This is a genomic window from Corynebacterium liangguodongii (genome assembly GCF_003070865.1).
GTDB lineage: Bacteria > Actinomycetota > Actinomycetes > Mycobacteriales > Mycobacteriaceae > Corynebacterium > Corynebacterium liangguodongii.
The window spans coordinates 2337000-2357924 of record NZ_CP026948.1 but is presented as its reverse complement, the minus strand read 5'-3'; the positions used below and the strand labels follow the sequence as shown (position 1 = coordinate 2357924).

The 20925-nt window shown below is 69.0% G+C and carries 21 protein-coding genes; 12 read left to right on the top strand and 9 right to left on the bottom strand.

What is annotated here, in order from left to right:
* Positions 1–689: 689 nt before the first annotated feature.
* The 8 genes from rpmH to C3E79_RS11165 all read left to right on the top strand — a co-directional run bounded on the left by rpmH (position 690) and on the right by C3E79_RS11165 (position 6005).
* Positions 690–827 carry a 50S ribosomal protein L34 gene (rpmH, locus tag C3E79_RS11200; RefSeq protein WP_108404972.1) on the top strand — a complete coding sequence of 46 codons (138 nt, stop codon included), beginning with the start codon at positions 690–692 and terminating at the stop codon, positions 825–827.
* 16 nt (positions 828–843) lie between these two features.
* Positions 844–1224, top strand: a complete 381-nt coding sequence (rnpA, locus tag C3E79_RS11195; protein WP_108404971.1) for a ribonuclease P protein component — start codon at positions 844–846, stop codon at positions 1222–1224.
* Positions 1224–1532: a membrane protein insertion efficiency factor YidD gene (yidD, locus tag C3E79_RS11190; RefSeq protein ID WP_108404970.1), complete on the top strand. Its 309-nt coding sequence runs from the start codon at positions 1224–1226 to the stop codon at positions 1530–1532. The genes rnpA and yidD overlap by 1 nt, the downstream gene beginning before the upstream one ends.
* 15 nt (positions 1533–1547) lie before the next feature.
* Positions 1548–2525, top strand: coding sequence for a membrane protein insertase YidC (gene yidC, locus C3E79_RS11185; RefSeq protein ID WP_108404969.1), 978 nt, complete (start codon positions 1548–1550; stop codon positions 2523–2525).
* 91 nt (positions 2526–2616) lie between these two features.
* On the top strand, positions 2617–3279 hold the full coding sequence (gene rsmG / locus C3E79_RS11180) for a 16S rRNA (guanine(527)-N(7))-methyltransferase RsmG (RefSeq protein WP_235840657.1): 663 nt from the start codon (positions 2617–2619) through the stop codon (positions 3277–3279).
* A 20-nt stretch (positions 3280–3299) separates the two neighbouring features.
* Positions 3300–4277: a ParA family protein gene (locus tag C3E79_RS11175; protein ID WP_108404967.1), complete on the top strand. Its 978-nt coding sequence runs from the start codon at positions 3300–3302 to the stop codon at positions 4275–4277.
* A 4-nt stretch (positions 4278–4281) separates the two neighbouring features.
* Entirely contained in the window at positions 4282–5346 is a 1065-nt protein-coding gene (locus C3E79_RS11170; RefSeq protein WP_108404966.1) for a ParB/RepB/Spo0J family partition protein, read from the top strand.
* An 8-nt stretch (positions 5347–5354) separates the two neighbouring features.
* A complete protein-coding gene (locus tag C3E79_RS11165; protein ID WP_235840658.1) occupies positions 5355–6005 on the top strand; it encodes a hypothetical protein in 651 nt (216 codons plus the stop codon).
* Between the two features lie 6 nt (positions 6006–6011).
* Here the strand turns inward: C3E79_RS11165 and C3E79_RS11160 are convergent, their stop codons facing one another.
* The 7 genes from C3E79_RS11160 to C3E79_RS11130 all read right to left on the bottom strand — a co-directional run bounded on the left by C3E79_RS11160 (position 6012) and on the right by C3E79_RS11130 (position 16383).
* Positions 6012–7196, bottom strand: a complete 1185-nt coding sequence (locus tag C3E79_RS11160; protein ID WP_108404965.1) for an N-acetylmuramoyl-L-alanine amidase — start codon at positions 7194–7196, stop codon at positions 6012–6014.
* A gap of 64 nt (positions 7197–7260) precedes the next feature.
* Positions 7261–7584 carry a thioredoxin gene (gene trxA, locus C3E79_RS11155; RefSeq protein WP_108404964.1) on the bottom strand — a complete coding sequence of 108 codons (324 nt, stop codon included), beginning with the start codon at positions 7582–7584 and terminating at the stop codon, positions 7261–7263.
* A 5-nt stretch (positions 7585–7589) separates the two neighbouring features.
* Positions 7590–8600 carry a thioredoxin-disulfide reductase gene (trxB, locus tag C3E79_RS11150; RefSeq protein WP_108404963.1) on the bottom strand — a complete coding sequence of 337 codons (1011 nt, stop codon included), beginning with the start codon at positions 8598–8600 and terminating at the stop codon, positions 7590–7592.
* A gap of 75 nt (positions 8601–8675) precedes the next feature.
* A complete protein-coding gene (locus C3E79_RS11145) occupies positions 8676–9293 on the bottom strand; it encodes an RNA polymerase sigma factor (protein ID WP_328587443.1) in 618 nt (205 codons plus the stop codon).
* Between the two features lie 102 nt (positions 9294–9395).
* Positions 9396–12893 (bottom strand): murein biosynthesis integral membrane protein MurJ, encoded by a 3498-nt coding sequence (locus C3E79_RS11140; protein ID WP_108404962.1) that lies wholly within the window; start codon positions 12891–12893, stop codon positions 9396–9398.
* 50 nt (positions 12894–12943) lie between these two features.
* Entirely contained in the window at positions 12944–15508 is a 2565-nt protein-coding gene (locus C3E79_RS11135; RefSeq protein ID WP_235840659.1) for a DUF6049 family protein, read from the bottom strand.
* Entirely contained in the window at positions 15505–16383 is an 879-nt protein-coding gene (locus C3E79_RS11130; RefSeq protein ID WP_108404961.1) for an NUDIX hydrolase, read from the bottom strand. The genes C3E79_RS11135 and C3E79_RS11130 overlap by 4 nt, the downstream gene beginning before the upstream one ends.
* A 111-nt stretch (positions 16384–16494) precedes the next feature.
* Here C3E79_RS11130 and C3E79_RS11125 point away from each other — a divergent pair, with 111 nt between their 5' ends.
* The 4 genes from C3E79_RS11125 to C3E79_RS11110 are packed head-to-tail and all read left to right on the top strand — an operon-like array spanning position 16495 to position 19603.
* Positions 16495–17952, top strand: coding sequence for a CCA tRNA nucleotidyltransferase (locus tag C3E79_RS11125; RefSeq protein ID WP_108405190.1), 1458 nt, complete (start codon positions 16495–16497; stop codon positions 17950–17952).
* Positions 17945–18553, top strand: a complete 609-nt coding sequence (locus C3E79_RS11120) for a YqgE/AlgH family protein (protein WP_108404960.1) — start codon at positions 17945–17947, stop codon at positions 18551–18553. Before C3E79_RS11125 ends, C3E79_RS11120 begins: the two co-directional genes overlap by 8 nt.
* A gap of 2 nt (positions 18554–18555) precedes the next feature.
* The gene (locus tag C3E79_RS11115; protein WP_235840660.1) at positions 18556–19260 is read left to right on the top strand and encodes an AzlC family ABC transporter permease; all 705 of its coding nucleotides are present in this window, start codon (positions 18556–18558) and stop codon (positions 19258–19260) included.
* Positions 19261–19264: 4 nt separating this feature from the next.
* Entirely contained in the window at positions 19265–19603 is a 339-nt protein-coding gene (locus C3E79_RS11110; protein WP_108404959.1) for a branched-chain amino acid transporter permease, read from the top strand.
* A 16-nt stretch (positions 19604–19619) separates the two neighbouring features.
* Here C3E79_RS11110 and C3E79_RS11105 read toward each other — a convergent pair whose 3' ends face one another.
* Complete coding sequence (locus C3E79_RS11105; protein WP_235840661.1) at positions 19620–19928, bottom strand: hypothetical protein; 309 nt, start codon at positions 19926–19928, stop codon at positions 19620–19622.
* A gap of 25 nt (positions 19929–19953) precedes the next feature.
* Positions 19954–20922, bottom strand: coding sequence for a bile acid:sodium symporter family protein (locus C3E79_RS11100; protein WP_108404958.1), 969 nt, complete (start codon positions 20920–20922; stop codon positions 19954–19956).
* Positions 20923–20925 lie beyond the last annotated feature (3 nt).

Genomic DNA, 20925 nt, shown 5'->3' with positions numbered 1-20925 from the left:
ATCCACACCTGTGGATAGACCCGCGGTGGGGTCTTCTCCACAAGTTCTCGCCGAGGCTGTGGATAACTCGGGGATCGTCGATAAGTGCCTTGACCTCGGCATTCACCGCGATTAACCCGAAAGTCTCAACTGGTTGTTAAGACTTATCCACACGGCGAGTGTGAAATCCTGTGGTGCCTTTCCATCGATAAAACATTGTTACCCCCTCTATCCGGCGCGTGTCCAAACTTTCCGCGAGCCCTCCGCTGTGGATAACTTCTCGAAGACACCTGTCTAACCCGCCGCGCGGCTCGCGCCGCAGGAAGTCTCGGCGTGTCGCTCCGCGACCTGCGAAAAAACACACTCTTGTCATTTCGGGTACCCCCGTCGCTTCCTCCGGTTCCCGGGGGCCATACGGCGCAACGCCGATTTGTGCGCCCTCTCGGCGGTGGCGTAACCTGGAATGGTCTGTCACATCGATTTCACGCGATGTGCTCGAGAGCACCACCGGCGCAGTGCACCGGGCCGCCTACCGTGGCGAGTCGGCGCGGGTGGAGCACGCGACACGGCACCTGCCGCTCACCCGGCGGTGGCGACGCATCTCGGCTTCATATTTCTCACCGGGACGGCCAATGCCCCGGGAGGCCGCGCCAGCCTGGCAACGGGGTGGCGCGGCCGCCGGCCGTCGCACACATCACAAGGAGTTCTCCGTGTCCAAGCGGACTTTCCAGCCGAACAACCGCCGCCGCGCTCGTAAGCACGGCTTCCGCGCCCGCATGCGCACCCGCGCCGGGCGCGCCATCGTCTCCGCTCGTCGCCGCAAGGGCCGCGCGAGCCTCACGGCCTAAGAGCCGCTTCAAGGCCGTGCTCCCCAAGGCGCACAAGCTGTCGTCGTCGGCTGATTTCCGCCGCACGACATCGGCGCGCACCCGCGCCGGATCGCGCACCCTTGTGGTGCACGTCACCACCCGAACCGATCTCGCTCTCACCGGCGGACCCCGGTTCGGGTTTGTCGTCTCCAAGGCCGTCGGCAACGCCGTGACGCGCCACCGCGTCTCGCGCCAGCTACGCCATATCGCGCTCGAGGCGGTGCACGGGGGCGTCGATAAGCTAGCCCGCCCCCACGACGTCGTCGTGCGCGCGCTTCCCGCCGCCGCGCGCGCCCCGAGCGCGCAGCTGCGAGAGGATTTCGCGGCGGCGCTCGCTGCCGCGCTGGCGAAGGCGGAGAAGCGGGCGGGAGCCTAGTGGCCTACTACAACTTCCTCGGCGAAGAGATCCCCCGGCCACCGTCGGCCCCGGCGCGGGCCTTGGTCGCACTCGTGCGCGGGTACCAGAAATACCTCTCCCCAATGAAAATGGGGCCGAGTTGCCGGTTCTACCCCGTGTGCAGCGCCTACGCGCTGGAGGCGGTTTCCCGCCACGGCGCCATTAAAGGTAGCCTGATGGCCACTGCCCGCGTGTGCAAGTGCGGTCCGTGGCACCCGGGCGGATACGACCCTGTGCCGGGCAGCGCCGCGCCGGCCGACCCTGCGACTGACCCTGCGACTGACTAGGAGGCACGCTCTCAAGTGCTGAACTTCGTTTATTGGCCGATCTCAGCTGTGCTGTGGTTCTGGCACAAGATTTTCGGGACGCTCTTCTCGCCTGATTCCGGCATCGCCTGGATCTTGGCAATCGTCTTCCTCACCTTCACCATCCGCGTGCTGCTGGTCAAGCCGATGGTCAACCAGATGCGCTCGGCTCGCAAGATGCAGGAGATGCAGCCGAAGATGCAGGAGATCCGGGCGAAGTACAAAAACGACCGGGAGAAGATGGCGCAGGAGACCCAAAAGCTCTACAAGGAGATGGGCACCAACCCGTTCGCCTCCTGCATCGTCCCGCTGGTGCAGATGCCAGTGTTTGTCGGCCTGTTCCACGTGCTGCGCTCGTTTAACCGCACCGGCACTGGCCCCGGACAGCTGGGCATGAGCGTGGAGCAAAACCGCAACACCGCGAACTACATCTTCTCCCCCGAAGACGTCCGTTCCTTCCTCGACGCCGACTTCTTCGGCGTGCCTCTCTCGGCCTACATGTCGATGCCGGAGAGCGCGTTCGGGGCCTTTACCGGCCTTGACTTCACCCGTACCAACATCATCATGGTCTGCCTGCCGCTCGTGGTGATCTCCGCGGTGTTTACGCACCTCAACGCCCGTCTCTCCATCGAGCGCCAGAACGAGCGCCGGCTCGCCGGCAAGGTTAGCGCGCCCGTCGACGAGCAGGCGGAGATGATGCAGCAGCAGATGCAGGTGATGAACAAGATGATGCTGTGGATCTTCCCCGTGATGATGCTGGCCACCGGCTTCCTCTGGCACATCGGGCTGCTGTTCTACATGCTGGCCAACAACGTCTGGACCTTCTTCCAGACCCGCATCGTCTTCGACAAGATGGACAAGGAGGAGGCCGAAGAGGAGGCCGCGAAGCTCGAAGCCAAGCGCGCCACCGCCCCGCAGGTCGGAGCCCGCAAGGTGGACAAGCGCACGAAGAAGCAGCGCAAGCAGGGCAGCTAGCTTCCCGCTTGTCGACGCCAATGAAACCGCCGCCCCCACCCTCTGGGCGGCGGTTTATCGCATGTCGGGCCGGTTTACTAGAGTCGGTAGCATGCCGCAGCCGACTGATTCTCCCTCCCCCGCGCCCACCCCGGCCGCCGCCGCTGAGGTCTTCGGCGACCGCCTTGCCCTGGCAGAGGCCTACCACCGTTCCCTGGCCACCGTCGCCGCCGAGCGCGGGTTTATCGGCCCCAAAGAGGTCGGCAGGCTGTGGGAGCGCCACCTGCTCAACTGCGGGGTCATCGGCGAGGCCTTCGCAGAGGAGATGGATGTCGCCGATATCGGCTCTGGCGCCGGCCTGCCCGGCATCCCGCTGGCCATTGCCCGCCCCGATCTGCACGTCACCCTGATCGAGCCGCTGTTGAAGCGCTCGACCTACCTGCGCGAGGTTGTCGCCGAGCTCGGGCTGGACAACGTCTCGGTGCTGCGCGGCCGCGCCGAGGAGCAAAAGACCGGCCTCTACGAGGCGGTCACCTCGCGGGCCGTCGCGCCGCTGGGTAAGCTCGCTGGGTGGTCGCTGCCGCTGGTGAAAGTCGGCGGGGTCATGATCGCGATGAAGGGTGAGTCGGTGGCGGACGAGCTCGAGCGAGACTCCGCGGAGATCGCGCGGGCGGGCGGCGGGGAGGCCGAGATCTTCACCGTCGGCGAGGGCATCCTCGAGCAGCCGGCGACCTTGATTCGCGTCGTGCGCACGCGCGAGAGCGGGAGGCGATGATGAGCCCTAAGGACGGTCGGATGAGCGAGAAGGCACAGGCGGATTCGCCGCAGTCCCAGTGGGACGACACACCGATTGCTGAGGCGGCGCGCCGCGCCGCGCGGGTCGTGACGGGCTCCGAGCAGCTGCCGCGGCCTGACCGGGCGCGGGTGTTTACCATCGCCAACCAGAAGGGCGGCGTGGGCAAGACCACCACGTCGGTCAACCTCGCCGCGGCGCTCTCCCGCCAGGGCCAGAAGGTGCTGGTGATCGACCTCGACCCGCAGGGAAACGCGTCGACGGCCCTTGGTGTCGAGCACCGCGCGGGCACGACCTCGAGCTACGAACTCCTCATCGGGGAGGCGGAGGCGCGCGAGGCGGTGCAGGCCTCCCCGGGCAACGACAACCTATGGTGCATACCCGCCACCATCGACCTCGCCGGCGCGGAAATCGAGCTGGTTAGCCTCGTGCGGCGCGAATACCGCCTCCACGACGCGATCCGCCGCGGGCATATCGAGGAGGAAGGGTTCGACTACGTCTTCATCGACTGCCCGCCCTCGCTCGGGCTGCTCACCATCAACGCGATGACCGCGGCCGAGGAGGTCTTGATCCCCATCCAGTGCGAGTACTACGCGCTCGAGGGCGTGGGTCAGCTGCTGGGAAACATCGGCATGATCCGCGAGCACCTCAACCACGACCTGCACATCTCAGCGATCCTGCTGACGATGTTCGACGCGCGCACGCGCCTTTCAGAAGAGGTCGCCGGCGAGGTCCGCTCGCAGTTCGGCGAGGTGGTGCTGCGCAACGTCATCCCGCGCTCGGTGAAGGTGTCCGAGGCCCCGGGCTACGGGCAGACCGTTATTGATTACGACCCGGGCTCCCGCGGCGCGCTGGCGTATTTCGACGCCGCGCGCGAGCTCGCCCGCCGCGGCGACTACCAGCCTCACGCAACCACCGGGGCGATCGGCGTGAGCCCCGAGGTGGCCCGGCAACTAAACGATACGCAGGACGGAGAGTAGACCCATGGCAGCAGAACGTAAGGGCGGCCTCGGGCGCGGGTTGGCCGCGCTCATCCCGTCCAACCCGGAATCGACCGACTCCACCGGCAAGACCGGGCGCCTCGGCGCGGGGGCCACCGACGTCATCATCGGCGGCACCCCAGGCGCGGCGAGGGCGGCCAAGGAGTCGGCCAAAGGCGAGGGCAGGCGCGTTCAGGGCGCCCCGACGATCCCGGGCGCGCCGACTGTTACCGCGCAGCGCGAAGGGGTCAGGCAGGCCATTCCCGTGGGCGCGCGCTACCAAGAGGTGCCGATCGGGGCGATCGTGCCCAACCCGAAGCAGCCCCGCCAGGTCTTCGACGAAGACGAGCTTGCAGAGCTCGTGCACTCCATCAAGGAGTTTGGTCTGCTCCAGCCCATCGTCGTGCGCGAGACGGAGCAGGGCTTCGAGCTCATCATGGGCGAGCGCCGCTGGCGCGCGGCGTCGAAGGCGGGGCTCAAGCACATCCCCGCCATCGTCCGCGAGACCAACGACGCGGACATGCTGCGCGACGCGCTGCTGGAGAACATTCACCGCGTCCAGCTCAACCCGCTCGAGGAGGCGGCCGCCTACCAGCAGCTGCTCCAGGAGTTCGGGGTGACCCAAGAGGAGCTCGCCGACCGGCTGGGCCGTTCGCGCCCGAAGATCACCAACTCCATCCGCCTGCTCAACCTGCCGGTGGGCGTGCAGCGCCGCGTCGCCGCGGGGGTGCTCAGCGCGGGGCACGCCAGGGCGTTGCTCGGCGTGAAGGTGGGCGCGCAGCAGCAGGAGAAACTCGCTGACCGGGTTGTTGCCGAGGGCTTGAGCGTGCGCGCCACCGAGGAGGCCGTCACGCTGCTCAACCGGCTCGGGGACCAGCCAGAAAAGCCGAAACGCACCCCCGTTCCACAGCCCGAATACCTCTCGCGCGCCGCCGAGCGCCTGGCGGACGAATGGGACACCAAAGTCGAAGTGACCATGGGCAAGCGCAAGGGCAAGATCGTCGTCGAGTTCGGCGACCGGGATGACCTCGAGCGGATCTTGTCACTTATCCAGGGCGACGAGGCCTAGGGGTCATCGTGGGCGCACCGCGGGCCTTCATCGTGCGCGTGGGCGCGGAGAGCCTGGGGCGGATCCACCGGGCCTGCGCGGTGTCGACGTTTTGGGAATTAGACCCGTTGGCGCCCGCGTATTCGGGCTCCCACCCGGAGGTGGATAAGGGTGCGTGGCTGGTCGCGCGCGCCGCCGAGCAGCCCGCCGTGGGCGTGAGCATCGTTGAGACGAACACGACGGTCGGCGCGTTCGCCACCGTGCTGGTGTGCCCCACCGCCTACGCACCCGGGGCGGTGCGCATGCCCACGGCGCCGATGAGCCGTGATGCGTGGGCGCTAACCAGCCTGCATATTGATCAGCGCTGGCGGGGCCGTGGCTTCGAAGCAGTGCTTCTCGACGCCGCCATCGCCGCCGCCACCGACTGCGGGGCGGTCGCCCTCGAGGCCTTCGGGCTGCGCCCTGGCGCGGTGCCCACCTCCGCGCTGTGCGAGGGGCTGATCCGCGATGCCGGGCGGATCGGCCTCAATGAGGTCCCAGCGCTCGAATCGGCGGGATTTCGGGTCGTGCGCGACCATCCCGTGTTACCGCGGCTGCGCGTGGAGCTGCCCCCGCCGAACGACGCACTGGCCGCCCGCGAGGTCGCGCAACTCCTCGCCGAGGTTCCCGCCGGCGGGTAAGCCCCCCTACATGGCGCGTTCTTGGCGCAGCAGGTCGGAAAACGTGTAGGTCCCGGTCGGTTTGTCGTCCTCTTCGAGGAGGTAGAGGCGCTTGACGGCCACGACGATCGCCTCGGCGATGGCGTCGCGCTGCCGCGGATCGGTGACGATGGCGACGTCGCCGGGGTTGGTGAGGTAGCCCGCGACGACCTCTACCGCGGGCATCCGGGAGAGGCGCAACAGCTCCCACGTGCGGCCGTGGGTGTAGCAGTTGCGCAGGTCGGTGCGCGCGACGATCTCGCGCTGGATGTAGCCGGAGAGGGTCTCGCCAGTCATCGAGGACGCGCCGAGCTCCGAGCCGAAGTAGAAGGTGGCCACCCCGTTAGCCTTCTCGTTGGCGTATCGGTCGAGCTGCAGCGAGATGATGAGGTCCGCGCCGAAGCTATTGGCCAGCTCCGCGCGCTCCTTCGGCGAGGGGTTATCGCCCTTCGGCCGCGAGAGGATCGCCTCCATGCCGGCCTCCACCATGCGCTGCTCGATGCGCTGGGCGAGGTCCCACAGGATCTCCTCCTCGGAGATCTCTCCAAAGCGGCCGTCGACTTTCGTTGCCGCCGCGGAGTCGCTGATGTCGGGGTCGATCACGACGCGCTTTCCGCTCAGCCGCGGGCCGGCCTGTCGTACGTTCTCCCGCTCGCGGATAGCCTGGGCGGAACCGCCGGTGATGCGCCGGCCGAGCAGGCTCAGCGCGTGCAGGGTGTCGCCGCCGCACACCCCGTCGGGGTCGAGCCCGGAGTTGAGCTGGTAGTTTACCAGCGCGTCGTGGGTCTGCCGGTGGAAGTGGCCGTCGATGCGGTGGGAGTAGAACCCGAGCTCCTGGAGCTGCTGCTGGAGCTGGCGGACGTCGTCGCCGACCATGACGTGGTCGGGCTGGTAGGACAGCACGCGCGCGCCGAGGGAGTAGGACGCCTCGCGCAGCTCGCGCAGGGTGACCGAGTCGATCTCCCCGGTCGGCACGATGCCGCGGGATTGCTGGAAGGCTTTGAGGCAGTCGGCCAAGTGGGCGTCGAAAAGCAGCTCGCTCGGCGAGAATTGGCGAGAGTTCCACTCGCCGACCCGGCCGTCGTAGCCGTCGAGCATGCCCAGCCGCGCCAGCGTTGAGCGCACTTCTGCGACGCGTGCGCTCGAGTCGCCGACGCGGAGAATTTCGGTCACGGGGCACCTTTCTGGCCGCATAGGCCGAGCGAGATGAAAACTGACTAAGGAAACCTTATATTACTCAGAGCTGGGCCTGAATCCGCGAAACGAGCTCGTCCTTCGGCTTGAGCCCGACGATGGTATCGACTGCCGCGCCGTCTTTAAAAATCATCACCGTCGGAATGGACATCACCTGGAACATTGCCCCGAGCGCGCGCTGCGCATCGACGTCCACCTTGACCACCTTCACCTGCTCCCCCATCTCCTCGGCGATCTCAGCAAGCAGCGGGCCGAGCTTCTTGCACGGGCCGCACCACTGGGCCCAGAAGTCGACGACGACGGGGGTTGCCGCCTCGACGACCTCGGTGCGGAAGGTGTCCTGGGTGACGTCAATCGGTGCGCTCATGGGCGTCATTCTAGTCCCGCGAGGTAGTGCTCGGCATCGATGGCCGCTCGGCAGCCCGAGCCGGCGGCGGTGATCGCCTGGCGGTAGAAGTTATCCACGAGGTCGCCGCAGGCGAACACGCCGGGAAGCGAGGTGCGGGTCGAGGGCTGCTCCACCGTGACGTAGCCCGCCTCGTCCGTCTCCACCTGCCCTTCCAAAAACGCCGAGCGCGGGTCGTGGCCGATGGCGACGAACATGGCGGTGGCGTCTAGCACGCCCTCTTCCCCGGACGTTACGTTTTTCACCCGCAGGCCGGTGACCTTCGTGCCATCGCCCACCACCTCCTCGACCACGGTGTTGGCGATGATCTCGATCTTGTCGTTGCTCCGGGCGCGCTCGAGCATGATCTGGGAGGCACGGAAGTTCTCGGAGCGGTGGATGAGCGAGACCTTCGAGGCGAAGCGGGTGAGGAAGTTCGCCTCCTCCATCGCGGAGTCCCCGCCGCCGACGACGGCGATGTGCTGGTCCTTGAAGAAAAACCCGTCGCAGGTGGCGCATGTGGATACGCCGTGCCCGGTGAGCTCGGCCTCCCCCGGGATCCCGAGGTGGCGCGGGGCGGCGCCGGTGGCGAGGATGACCGCCCGGGCGCGGTGGCAGGTCTCGCCGACGAAGACCTTTTTAACGTCCCCGTCGAGCTCTACCCTGTCGACCTGCTCGGCGGTGAGGGTGGCGCCGAATCGCTCGGCCTGGGAACGCATCTCCATCATGAGGTCGGGGCCCATGATGCCCTCGTGGAAGCCCGGGTAGTTCTCCACCTCGGTGGTGTTCATCAGCTCGCCGCCGAACTCGTAGCCCTCGAAGACGAGCGGGGAGAGCTCCGCGCGCGCCGCGTAGAGCGCCGCGGTATACCCGGCGGGCCCGGAGCCGATGACGATGACGTCGTGCACCGCGCCACCTGCGTCTTCCGTGGTTGCGGCCGGGGCCGTCTCTGCCTCTGCGCCCTTCGGGGTGATGAAGTTAAAGCCTGGGTTGGTCATGGATGTGCATCTCTTTCGACGTGTGCGTGTTCTCTGAGGCCAGTCTACTGACCCCTCGGACACGCGCCCCGCCGGCTAGGCGCCCGTCGCGGCGCGCGGGCCCACAGCCTTGAACACTGATTCCCGCGCCCGGGAGCGCCTGGACTTCACGGTGCCGGGCTTGACCCCCATCTCGCAGGCCGCGCGTTCGATGGTGAGCCCTGCGACGTCGATAAGCAGGAGCGCCTTGCGTTGCGCCTCGGGCAGCGCCTCGATGGCCTGGCGCAACACGATGTCGCGGTCGATGGACCCGGTCGGGTCGTGCGCGAGAAGCGGGTTGGCCTCGTGCGCGCCCTGTGCGCCGTCATCGAGGCTGACGTCGCGGAACCGCTTGCGGGCGGCGGCGACGTGGTCGTAGCCAGAATTCATCACCAGGCGGTGCAGCCAGGTCGAGAGCGTGGCTTCGCTGCGGTAGGTGTGCATGTTGCGCGAGGCCCGAAACAGCGCCTCTTGCACGATGTCTTGCATGTCTTCCTCGCTGCGGGCGTAGCGCCTGGCTATGCGCACCAGCCGCGGCGTATGGCGCTTGACAATGTGCGCAAAGGCCCGCGGATCCCCGGCCTTGTAGGCCTCGACGAGCTGTCTGTCCGTGCGCTGCGCGAGCGCGATGTAGTCCCCCATGATCACGTACTTCCCCCCGATTGTTGTGCCCAATAGACCCAGCAGAGCCAGTGCCTCCCTAGTGTGCCCGAGGCGGCATTGCCCCGCTGGGCGCGAAGGTACATTTCAGTGACACTCGCCCGAGGACCGTACGGCCTAGCGGGCAGCGGTGCCCACGAGCGCGATATCCCTGATCCCGACGTCGCCTTCTGCGGAAGAGCCTGGCAGCGTGACGACGACCCCTTGCAGCAACCCCTCGTAGCCCACCTCGATGGAGTTCTGGCCGCGGTCGAACGTCCCTGCGGCGAGGGCCGGCAGGCCCGCCGGGTCGAGCTGTGCCGCCGCGCCCGGGCTGGCGATGCCGAGCTCCGCGGGGATGCCATGGATCTCGTAGGCGCTACCCGCTGTCGCGCCGGTGACCACGATCTGGTTGAGGTCGAAGGCGGAGCCGGCGGGCGAGGTTGCGGCGAGCACCGCGCCGCGCTTCCCGGTCCAGGTCGTGGCGCGGTCGCCGTCGAAGGCGGCCTGGGCCGCGGGCGGCGCCGCGGTGATATCGCCGATGATGATGTCGGGCCCACCGCTTGACCCCGGCTGGTCGTGCTCGGTGGGCGTCGCCGCGGGCTGCTCGGCGAGCGGGTCGCGCGGCGATTGCCCGCCGAGCGAATCGACGAGGTAAGTCGTGAGCGCCGCGATGAGCACGACGGCGCTGGTCGCGGCGAGGAGGATGGCGAAGAGCCCGAGCGGGCGGTAGTTGCGGCGCCCGAACCCACCGCTGAGCGCCTCGGGGTCGACCTGCGGCTCCGGGGCGGGTGCCACAACCTGATCGCCCGCGGCCACGGCCGCCGCACGCGGCGCCGCGGCCTCCTCGTCGGCGGCATCCGCTTCTGCCTCCGCGCCGCTGAGGCGCTCCAGGGTGGAGGCGATGGAGCGGAAATCGTCCGGGGTGGCGGCGGCGGCGTCGGCAAGCGAGCGCGCGCTCGACGTGACGTCCTCGAGGCCGGCGGAGCTGACGTTGCTGCTGAGCAGCTCGAGCGCGGAGGCCAGGGCGCTAGCGTCCTTCTCCGCGGTGGCCTCGGGCAAAACGGCCGGGAAGGCGAGGCGAACGATGCCGTCGGAGGAGACGCGTAGCCGGTTGCGGTTGTCCAGCCCGAGCGATACGCCCGCCTCGTGGGCGGCGCCGAGGGCGTCGGCAAGCGGGGCGAGCGCGTGCGCGACGGCCTGGGTGTGCAGCGTCTGGCCCGATTCGGCGACGGCCTTCACGCTCGAGCCCGGGATCCAGTCGGCGACGACGAGCGCCCCGGCGCGGTAGGACAGGATCTGGATGTTGTCCGCCACGGCCGGGTGCGTAAGCTCGGCGAGCCGGCTGGTGCGCCGCGCCACCCCGGCAGCGTTGATGGCGGCCTCGCGCGGGCTCGCCGGGGCCATGGGGGCGGAACCGGAGGTATCGACAAAGGTCAGCGCGACGGTTTTGCCGGTGGCTAGCTCGCGGGCCTGCCAGAACCGGGCGGACTTCGTCGAGCCGTGGTCGCGCAGGAGGCGGAAGCGGCCGTCGGAGACCGCCGCGCCCGGCACGAGGCGGGGCCCGCGCACGACACCGGCGGACATCGGCGGCGGCACCGGAGAGGCGTTGAAGGAGTCGGCGGCGAGGAACTGGGCGGAGACGTCGCGGGGATCGACCTCGCCGACGCCGAGCTGCTCGGCAACGTCGTCGTCGGGACGGATAATGCGGCCCAGGCCCGGCACGCGGGCTAGGGCGCGGCCGAGGCTGTGCACCTCCGGCAGGCCGGAGCGGGACAAGACCAGGCCGGTGACGGCGAGGAAGAGCAGGCCTTCAACCGCGACTTCGACGAGGAAGCCGACGGAGGCAAACCCGGCGCCGAGGGCGGCGAAGAGGCCCGGTACTCCCGCGCCAAAGGCCGCGCCGAGGGCCCACCGCAGCCCAAAGACCACCGCGATGCCGACGAGGGAGGAGCCCAGCGCCCAGGCACAGGTGCGCAACACGGAGGCCATCTCGAGGGAGCCGAGCTTGCGCCGCAGGAGCAGCGCGCCGATGATGGCGCCGGCGATAAACCCGAACCCGTTGGCGCCGGCGAGCATGATGACGACGCTGGAGGTGCTCACCGCGACGAGCGGGGCGAGGAGGGAGAGAACGACCTTGGTGGTGGTGATGCCGGCGATGATAAACGTCGGGGTCCACGCCTCCTCGCGGGCGTAGAACACGCGCAGGTGCAGCATCACGAGGGCGTAGGGAATGAGGGTGAACGCGGAGAAGCTGATCGCCATGCCGAGGGTGCGCGCGCTGCCCTGGTCGAAGTTGCCGTAGGCGAACAGGGCGTGTCCGATGTCGGGGCCCAGCGCGGTCATGAACACGATGACGGGGATCAGCGCGATGAAGGTGAGCTTCGTGGCCAGGGTGAGGTCGCGCACGACCGCGCGGTCGTCGCCGTCGGCGGCGTTGCGGGAGAGCCGCGGCATGACCGCGGTTAGCAGCGTCACGCCGATTACCCCGTAGGGCACCTGGAGCAGCATCCAGTGCTGCTGGTAGATGATCGGCGCCGCGCTGTCGGCGGCGGAGGCGATGCGGGTGGTGATGACGTAGCCGAACTGGCTAATGGCCACGTAGGCGATGATCGCCAGCGCCATGCCGCCGAAGGACTTCAGCCGCTCGTCGATGCCCCACAGCGGGCGCAGGTCGATGCCGAGTCTGCGCAGCGCCGGCAGCATGATGACGCACTGCACGACGACGCCGAGCGTCGTGCCCAGGCCGAGCAGCGCGACGTGCGGGTTGCTTATCGACGCCGGCGTGGCCGGATTCAGCTCCCCCGGCAATGCGATGTAGCAGGCGAGCACCGCGATGGAGACGACGTTGTTGGCCACGGGCGCCCACGCGCCGGGCCGGAAGTGCTCCTTGGTGTTGAGGATCGCCATGAACAGCGCGAACATCCCGTAGAAGAAGATCTGCGGCAGCAGGAGGTAGGCGAACGAGGTGGACTGGATGACGTTGACGCGCCCGTCCGCGTCGAGCATGGTCCGCGTGAGCCAGGGCGCGGCCGCCACGGCGATGACGGTGACGACGACCATGAGGGAAAACGTCAGCGTGAACAGCCGCCTGATGAAGGCCGCCCCGCGGTCGGGGTCCTCCTTCTCGGCGCGCACCAGCATGGGGACGACGAGCGCGGTGAGCACGGAGCCGAGCACGATCTCCGTGATGAGGTTCGGCAGCGTGTTGGCAGTGTTGAAGGCAGATGCCACCGGGGCGCCGAGCGCGGCGCCGATGAGCACGGTGCGGACGAACCCGGTGATGCGCGAGAGCAGGGTGGCTAGGGCCATCGACCCGGTCGAGCGCACCATGTCGGTGGCCGAATCGGAGCCTTGGTCCTCCCCGTCGCCGTCGTTAAGTCCCGCTGTGGCTGTGGCTGTGGCTGTGGTTGTGGCAGCTGCGACGGAGGCGGCGGCGACGGCTGCCTCGTCCCCGGCAGCGGAGGCTAAGGCCTCGCCCGAGGGGCTGATCGTCAGCGCGGAGCGGTCTTCCACCGGCTCTGCCTCCGAGGGCTTGGGCGCGGCGCGGGGGGCCGGCACCGGCGCCGGGGGCGCCGGGGGGACAATGCGGCGCCGCAGCCCCGCGTGCTGCCGGTCCGGTTCCTGCTGGGTCACGAGACGTCATCTCCTCATTCAGGTGGGGTTCTGTCGGCTGAAGTTTCTTGCTACGGCGTGTGGCCCCGGCTGGGCGGGGGGTGCGAGGCGCCCTGGCGCCTTAAGCGGCGCCTCTTGCCCACATTGAACAGCAGCAGCATGGCCAAGGCGGCCGCGAGGGCCGTGACGACGAACCACCCGCGCAGGGCCACCCCGGCGGTGCGCACCGCGATGTCGACCGGCTCGGAGATCTGGTCTCCGCGCGGGGTGGCCAAAAACAGCTTCAGGTCGGTCCCGCCGGGCTGTTCGGGCAGGTCGGCGGTCATCGTCATGGTGATCGAGCCGTGGGCCGGCAGCCGTAGGGTGGCGGGCACGTTGAGGCGCGCTTCCTCCGGGCCGATGTAGCGCACCGTGGCGTCCACGGGCAGCGGCAGACCGTTGCGCGCGACGATGAGCAGCGGCGAGGTTGGCGAGGTGCGGGTGTAGACGTTTCCCGGCGGTATGAGGGCGACCGCCGAGCGCAGCGCGTTGAGGGCGTCCCTGCTGCCGCCGAGCCGCGAGCGCGTGGCGGATTCCGCCTGGCCGTAGAACGTCAGGGCCCGCCTGCCGCTGGCCGACAGCGCGGAGAGGATGTCCCGGCGCAGAGGCAGTGTGAACCCGTAGCGGGTTAGGGCGATGGCGGGGTCTTGCACGAGCAGGCTCGAGAGCTCGTTGATGAAGCGCGCCTGCTGGCTCGAGGCGAGTATCTCGGTGTCGGTGTAGGCGCTCGGGTCCGCAAACGGCGAGCCGAGCACCTCCCCCGCGCCAATCGGGCGCCCCGGCGGGGCGGCGAGGTAGTCCTCGAGCGGCATCGGGCGCGCGGCCTGAGTGTGCAGGGTGCTCGCCACCGCGTCCATGACGTCGGCGGCGCTGTCCGCGTCCCAGGTCGCTGGCGGGTTGATCAGCACCGGGTCCGGGTCGTGGCCGGCCTCAGGCTGGGAATCGGCGGCGGGGTCCGCCTCGCCCGGGTCGCGGTAGGTCCACGCCTCCTGGGCGGCAAGGTGGACGGCGCTGGCGGCGTTGACGGAGCGCGCCTTCGGGGAGTCGAGGGTGTAGTCGAAGCGGTAGTAATCGTTGGAGTACCCAGCCGTCTCCGGGTGCTCGCCGACGGTGGCGAGCACGGCGGAGAGCGAGTCCTGGTACGTCACCGCCATCACCCCCGGGGCGAGCCAGGAAAACCGGCCAGGCTCGGATACGCGCACGCCGTTCGCGGCGAGCAGGACTCGCACCGGCTCCCCCGGTTCGGGGGCCGCGGCCGCGGCGATGGACGGCACGTCGCTGCGGTCGAGGGCCGGGGCGGATCCCGCCTCGGCGGGCCCGGAGTCTTCCCGCGACTCCGCGTCGGCCGCGGCCTGCGCGCGCTCCCACGCGCCGTGCATCCCCTCCGTTTCGATGCGCGAGCGGCTGTGGTCGGCCCATCCCAGGGCCTGCGGCACCCCCGGCAGGGCGTAGCCCGCGCCGGGCACGACGGTGTTTTTCACGCCGCTGGCGCCCAGCACCTGCGCCAGCACGGCGGGCCCGCGCTCGACGGCCTCGCGCATGAGCCAGGTATCTCCCGTGCGCGCCACGGCGTTGAGGTCGGCGTTTGCCCACGGCAGCGCGATGACGCAGCGCGTCGCGGCGATCGCGGTGAGCCGCCCCAGCCATGCGTGCGCGTCCTCGGAACCGCGCCCCGGGCTGCCCGCGGCGGGATCGGTGGGCGAGCCGAGCGCCTCGCCCCAGGAGTCCCGCAGGCGCTTCGGCGGGTCCGCGAGGCTGGGGCGCGCCTGGCTCACGGTGTAGCCCTCCGCCATGCGGTCGACGGTGTGGATGAGCGCCGGGTCGAGGGCAAGGCAGGTTGAGTCTGCCACGGCGGGGTCGGTGGAGGCGGTGGAGTAGACGTCGATAAGCGAGCTCAGCCTCCCGCCCGGCGCGAGCTGGTCGGCCAAGGATTCGCTGGCGAGGATTAAGGGAGGCTCCCCGGGCGCTGCCCCGGTTTCACCGGGGACGATATCGACGGGGGCGGAGACGGGAAAAAGCGTGGTCATGCCGGCGGGAACGGCCTCTTGGGGGGTGCCGCGCACCGTGACATGGAAGCGTTCGGTATCCAGCGGGTCTCCCCCCGGCCCGGAGAGCACGAACATCAGCGGGTAGGTGCCGATGCCGGGCAGCGGCAGCGCGTCTTCGGTGATGCTGAGCTCAAGCTGCGTGCTCTCCCCCGGCGCGAGCGGCGTATCCACGTCCACGGTGCTGCCCACGACCGAGTAGTCGGACGGGTTGGCCACGGTTGCGGCGCGCTGGTCCCCCACCGATCCGGTGGCCGGGCCCCGCCGCGGGGTGAGGCTGAGCCCTTCGAGGCGCTCGCGGGAGGTGTTGGTGATGAGCACCGTGGCCTTGATCGGGTCGTGCGCACCGACGATGGCCGGGGCGGAGACGAGGCTCACGCGCGCAAGGGTCCCTTCGCCCGCGCGCACGGCCGGGTTGGCCCATTGGTCGGCGACGCTCGGGTCGGCAGGGGCCACGGGGATGGCCAGGCCGGCTGCCCGCGGCGCGGAGGGGGCGAGGCTCAGCGAGAGGCAGAGCGCCGCGGCGGCGCTGCGCGTGAGGGCCCGGCTCATCGCGGGGTCGCCCTTCCGGCGTCTGCTTCCTTTCTGGCCAGATCCGGCATCCGGTTCACGGCGATGCGCGCGAGCTTGCGTTCGTCGGCGTAGGCGAGGTGCTCGATGAGCTCGTTCATGGGCACCCACGTCACCTCTGTGACCTCGGGGTCTTCGTCGTTGAGCACCCCGTCGACGTAGCGCAGCAGGTTGTGGTGGACCGTTTTGTGGATGCGCACGCCCTCGGAGACGAACCAGTAGTCGATCACCCCGAGCTCTTCGAAGGCCTTGCCATGGATCCCGGTTTCCTCCCACACCTCGCGCTCGGCGGTCGCCCACTGGTGCTCGCCGGCCTCCACGTGGCCCTTGGGCATGGACCACAGGAGCCTTCCGCGCCGGTCGAGGCGCCCGATGAGCGCGACGTAGATGCGCGAGAGATCGACCTTTCCCCCGGGGCCGACGGCCTCTGCCATGCCGGAGACGACGAGGCCTCCCGCGGAGGTCTCGTCGCGGGTCTCAATCGAGGTGTCGGGGGTGTTGTGGCCGCGCGAGCCCTTGCGGTAGCGGCTCGTGTTGGGCCGTCCGCTGCGCCCCCGGCCGGAGGCCCCGCGGCTCCGCTTCCCGCCCTGTTTTTTCGGGCCTTTCTCCCCCGCCTGCGTGCCCTTGCCCTTCTCCCCCGCCTTGGCGTTGGAGTGCTGGTTGGCCTTCGCGGAGCCGCCGCCCTTCCCGCGGCCGCGGCGGCGCCGTCCGCTGCGGCCCTGCTGCTCGGTATCTCCGCCGTTGCCCGCCGTCGCCCCGGGTTGTGAGGCAGGCCGAGACCCGCGCCGGCGCCTCTTGCGCGCGGGCGGGGTGGTCTTCCCCGAATCGCCGGGCTCGGGGCGGGAGTTGTCAGTCATCCGCTTCATCGTATCCGCCTGCGGCGATTTTTCGGTATTTATAGGTGCGTGTGCGCGCCGGGTATCCTCGTGGGCGTGACCACGCCAGCCAATTCTCCCGAGCCTTCCCGCCTGCCAGACCCCGACGATCCGCTTGCGGCCCCAGCGCTGCTGGCGCGGGCGCAGGCGGGCGTCGAGAAGCTGCGGGGGTTCCTCGAGCCCCTGGCCAGGCAGTTTGCGGCGCGCGGCGAGTCGCTCTACCTCGTGGGCGGGCCCGTGCGCGACGCCATGCTTGGCAGGTTGGGCAGCGACCTCGACTTCACCACCTCGGCGCGCCCGGGTGTGATCGCGGAGATCTTGGGCCAGTGGGGCGAGAAGACGTGGGATACGGGAATCGAATTCGGAACGGTCTCCACCGTCAAGCACGGCCAAATGGTCGAGGTGACCACGTTTAGGGCGGACCTCTACGACGGGGTGACCCGCAACCCCGAGGTCACGTTCGGCGAGAACATCGAGGGCGATTTGGTGCGGCGCGATTTCGCGTGCAATGCGATGGCCATCGAGCTCTCGCTTGTCGACGACGCGTTGGCCCCCTCCTTCCACGACCCCGTCGGCGGCCTTAACGACGTGCTCCGGCGCAGGCTCGACACCCCGCAGGCGCCGGAGGTGTCCTTCCGGGATGACCCGCTGCGGATGCTGCGCGCGGCCCGCTTCGTCTCCCAGCTCGGCTTCGCGGTCTCCGACCGGGTGTTCGAGGCGATGCGCGAGATGGCACCGGAGATTAACCGCATCACGGTTGAGCGCGTGCAGGCCGAGCTGGACAAGCTCATGCTCGGGCAGCGCCCGTGGGAGGGCCTCGACCTGCTCGTGGACACGGGCATTGCCGAGCACATCCTCCCCGAGCTGCCGGCGCTGCGTCTGGAGACGGACGAGCACATGCAGCACAAGGACGTCTACCGGCATTCGCTCACCGTGTTGCGCCAGGCGACGGAGCTTGAGGAGGACGGCCCCGACCTCGAGCTGCGCTGGGCGGCGCTCATGCACGACATTGGCAAGCCCGCGACGCGTGCGCCGAAGGAGGGCGGCGGGGTTACCTTCCACCACCACGAGGTCGTCGGCGCGAAGATGACCCGCAAGCGGCTGCGCGCGCTGAAGTACCCGAAGCACGTGATCGAGGACGTCGGCCAGCTCGTCTACCTCCACATGCGCTTCCACGGCTTCGGCGAGGGCCAGTGGACCGATTCCGCGGTGCGCCGCTACGTTACGGACGCAGGCGAGCTGCTGCCCAGGCTGCACAAGCTCGTGCGCGCGGACTGTACGACGCGCAACGCGAGGAAGGCGCAGCGCCTTCAGCGCACCTACGACCACTTGGAGGAGCGCATCGCGGAGCTCGCCGCCAAGGAGGACCTGGCGCGCGTGCGCCCTGACCTGGACGGCAACGAGATCATGTCGATTCTCGGCCTGTCCCCCGGCCCGGATGTGGGCAGGGCCTGGAACTTCATGAAGGAGCTGCGCTTAGAGCGCGGCGAGCTGCCGCGCGAGGAGGCAGTCGCGGAGCTGAAGAAGTGGTGGGAGGAAGACAATGGCTGATTTCTTCTACGCGGATCGCCTGTTCAACGGGCTCGAGCGCGAGGAGCCGGCGGCGGGCATGCTGCTTGTCTCGGCGCCGGGGATGGATTCCCGGAAGTTTGTCCGCACGGTGGTGCTCCTGCTCGAGCACAGCGTCCGGTCGAGCCTGGGGGTGGTGCTCAACCGGCGTAGCGACGTCGCGGTGCACAACGCCCTGCCGCAGTGGCTTGAGTGCGTGGCCGAGCCGCAGGCGCTCTACATCGGTGGGCCGGTAAGCCCGCGCTCCGCGGTCGGGCTCGGGGTCACCCGCCCGGGCGTGGCCATCGAAGACCACGCGGTGCTCACCCGCCTGGCCAACCGGCTCGTCCAGGTGGACCTGCGCGCGGAGCCGGCCGAGGTGGCCCCGCTGCTTACCGGCATGCGCCTGTTTGGCGGCTACGCGCAGTGGGAGCCGGGCCAGCTTGACGACGAAATCGAGCGCGGCGACTGGTTCGTCGTTCCCGCGCTGCCCTCTGACGTTATCGCGCCCGCGGCGGCGGACCTGTGGGGCGATGTGATGCGTCGTCAAGCGATGCCGCTGCCGCTCTACGCCACCTTCCCCGCCGACCTCGAGGACAACTAAACGTGGGCGTTTCACGTGAAACATGGGCGGAAATCCGCGGCGGCGTGCGCGACTCGGCCCTCGTTGGGCTCGGCGTCGTCCCCTTGGGTCTCGCCTTTGGCCTGCTCATGACGCAATCCGGCTTCGCCTGGTGGTGGACGCCGATCTTCTCCACGGTGATCTACGCCGGCTCCATGGAGTTTCTCGCCCTTTCTATGGTGACCGCCGGCGTAGGGCCCCTCTCGGCGGCCGTGACGGGGTTTATGGTGAACTTTCGCCACATCTTCTACGGACTGACGTTCCCGCGCGGCCTCATCCGCTCGCGCGCGGGCCGCGCCTATTCGACGTACGCGCTTACCGACGAATGCTACGCCATCGCCTCGGCGACCCAGCCCCGCAGCGGTGTCCGAGTGCTCACGATCGAGGTTTTCTGCCAGCTCCTCTGGGTCCTCCCCGGCATCGTCGGCGCCCTCGCGGGCCGGGCGATCCCCCCTGAGATCAAGGGCATGGAGTTCGCGCTGACCGCGCTGTTCGTTGTGCTCGCCTACGAGTCCTTCCAGGCCTCCCGCGACCTCTCGGCGGTGCTCCTCGCCGCCGGGATTGGCGCTCTCGCGGGCCTTGTCGCGCCGGCGCAGATGCTCATGGTCGCGCTCACGGCCTATTTCGTCGTCCTCATCGTGCGCTTCTCCCTCCCGGCCGTGGACGAACGGCTGCGCTGGGAGGTGTAGCGCCATGGGACTGCCAGACGGGGTGACCCTGTCGATGGTCGCCGCCGTCCTCATCCCGGTGGGAGTGGTCACAGTGGTGCTTCGGGCCCTGCCGTTTTCCTTCGTGCGGGCGTTAGACGGCAGTCCCCTCGTGGGTTTTCTTGGCCGCCTCATGCCGGTCGGGGTGATGGTTGTCCTTGTCGTCTACACCGTCGTCACCGCGGCCGGCTCCCCGGGCGGGCCGCTCGCGTCGCTCGTTGCGGCGGCGATCACCCTCGCCGTGCACGCGTGGCGACGCTCCCCCGCCCTGTCCATCTTCGCCGGCACTGGGGCTTACATGCTGATGGTTAACGCCGTGTTCTAGAGCTCTAATGGGCGTTTCAGGCCTGCCCGAACTTCTGCAGCGCCTCCTGCCACAGCCCCTCAAACTCAGTAGCGGCGATGCGCCGGGCCGTGATGCCGGCGTAGCGGTGGTAGGTATCGGGGTGCGGGACGGTCTTGCTCGGCTCGTTTGCCTGGCCGATCACCCGGTGTTCGACGTAGATCCCGGTGATGACTCCTTTTGGGTCCAACTCGATCATGCGCACCATGGAGCACTCATCAGCCGAGAGCTCCTCGAGCTCGGCGATGTTGACGAGCTCCGCGCCGATGTCGGGCACCGTGTACCGCATGTAAATGTAGAGTTTCACGTGAAACGTCTCCTTTGTGTGCGCGTTAGGATTCCGGCTCGGCGCGCTGCGCGTAGCGCGCGGCGAGCCCAGAGCAAATGATGAGCTGGGCCATGTGGTAGATCATGAGCGGCACAATGAGGATTCCCAGCGTTGCCCCGCCGAAGATCACCGATGCCATGGGTAGCCCGGCGGCGAGGGATTTCTGGGTCCCGCACATCTGCACGGCGACCTGGTCGCCGTAGCCGAACCCCAGGGCGCGTGGTACGGCCCGAGTCATCCACAGCATGGCCGCGACCAGGAACACCGTCAGGGCGATGAGGAAGCCTATCTCCCAGACTGCCACCTGCGACCACACCCCTGCGACCATGCCCTTGGAAAACGCGGCGTAGACGACCAACCAGATGGAGATACGGTCTACCAGCTTCGTGCCCTTCCTGCCTGCCATGTCGCCTACCCGGGGGGCGATGTTGCGCGCGAGTTGCCCCAGGGCGAAGGGCAGGAGGAGCTGGAGGGCGACGCTGCCGAACACGGAGGCGTCGATACGAATGCCCTCCCCCTGCCCCATGAGGAGCATGACGAGGGCGGGGGTGGCAACGACGCCGACGATCGAAGAGACGCTCGCCGCGACGATCGCGCCGGCGACGTTGCCTCGGGCCACTCCGGTGAGAGCGACGCAGGATTGGACCGTCGAGGGCACGAGGAGGGCGTAGAGGATGCCGTGGTAGAGCTCAGTTCCAATCAGCGCGGTCGTGGGGCGCAGCGCGGCACCGATGAGCGGGTAGGCGATGAAGGTGAAGGCGAGGATGAGGAGCTGGAGGCGCCAGTTCTGCAGGCCACGCAGCGCCTCCTGTGTGGATAAGCGCGCGCCGTAGAGGAAGAAAAGCAGTGCGATGCCGAGCGTGGTGGCAAGGCCGATTGCCTCTGCACATCCCCCACGGGCCGGGAGGAGGATCGCGAGCACGGCGGCGGCAACGATCCCCTGGATGAGCGGGTCCTTGGCAAAAGAGAACATGGG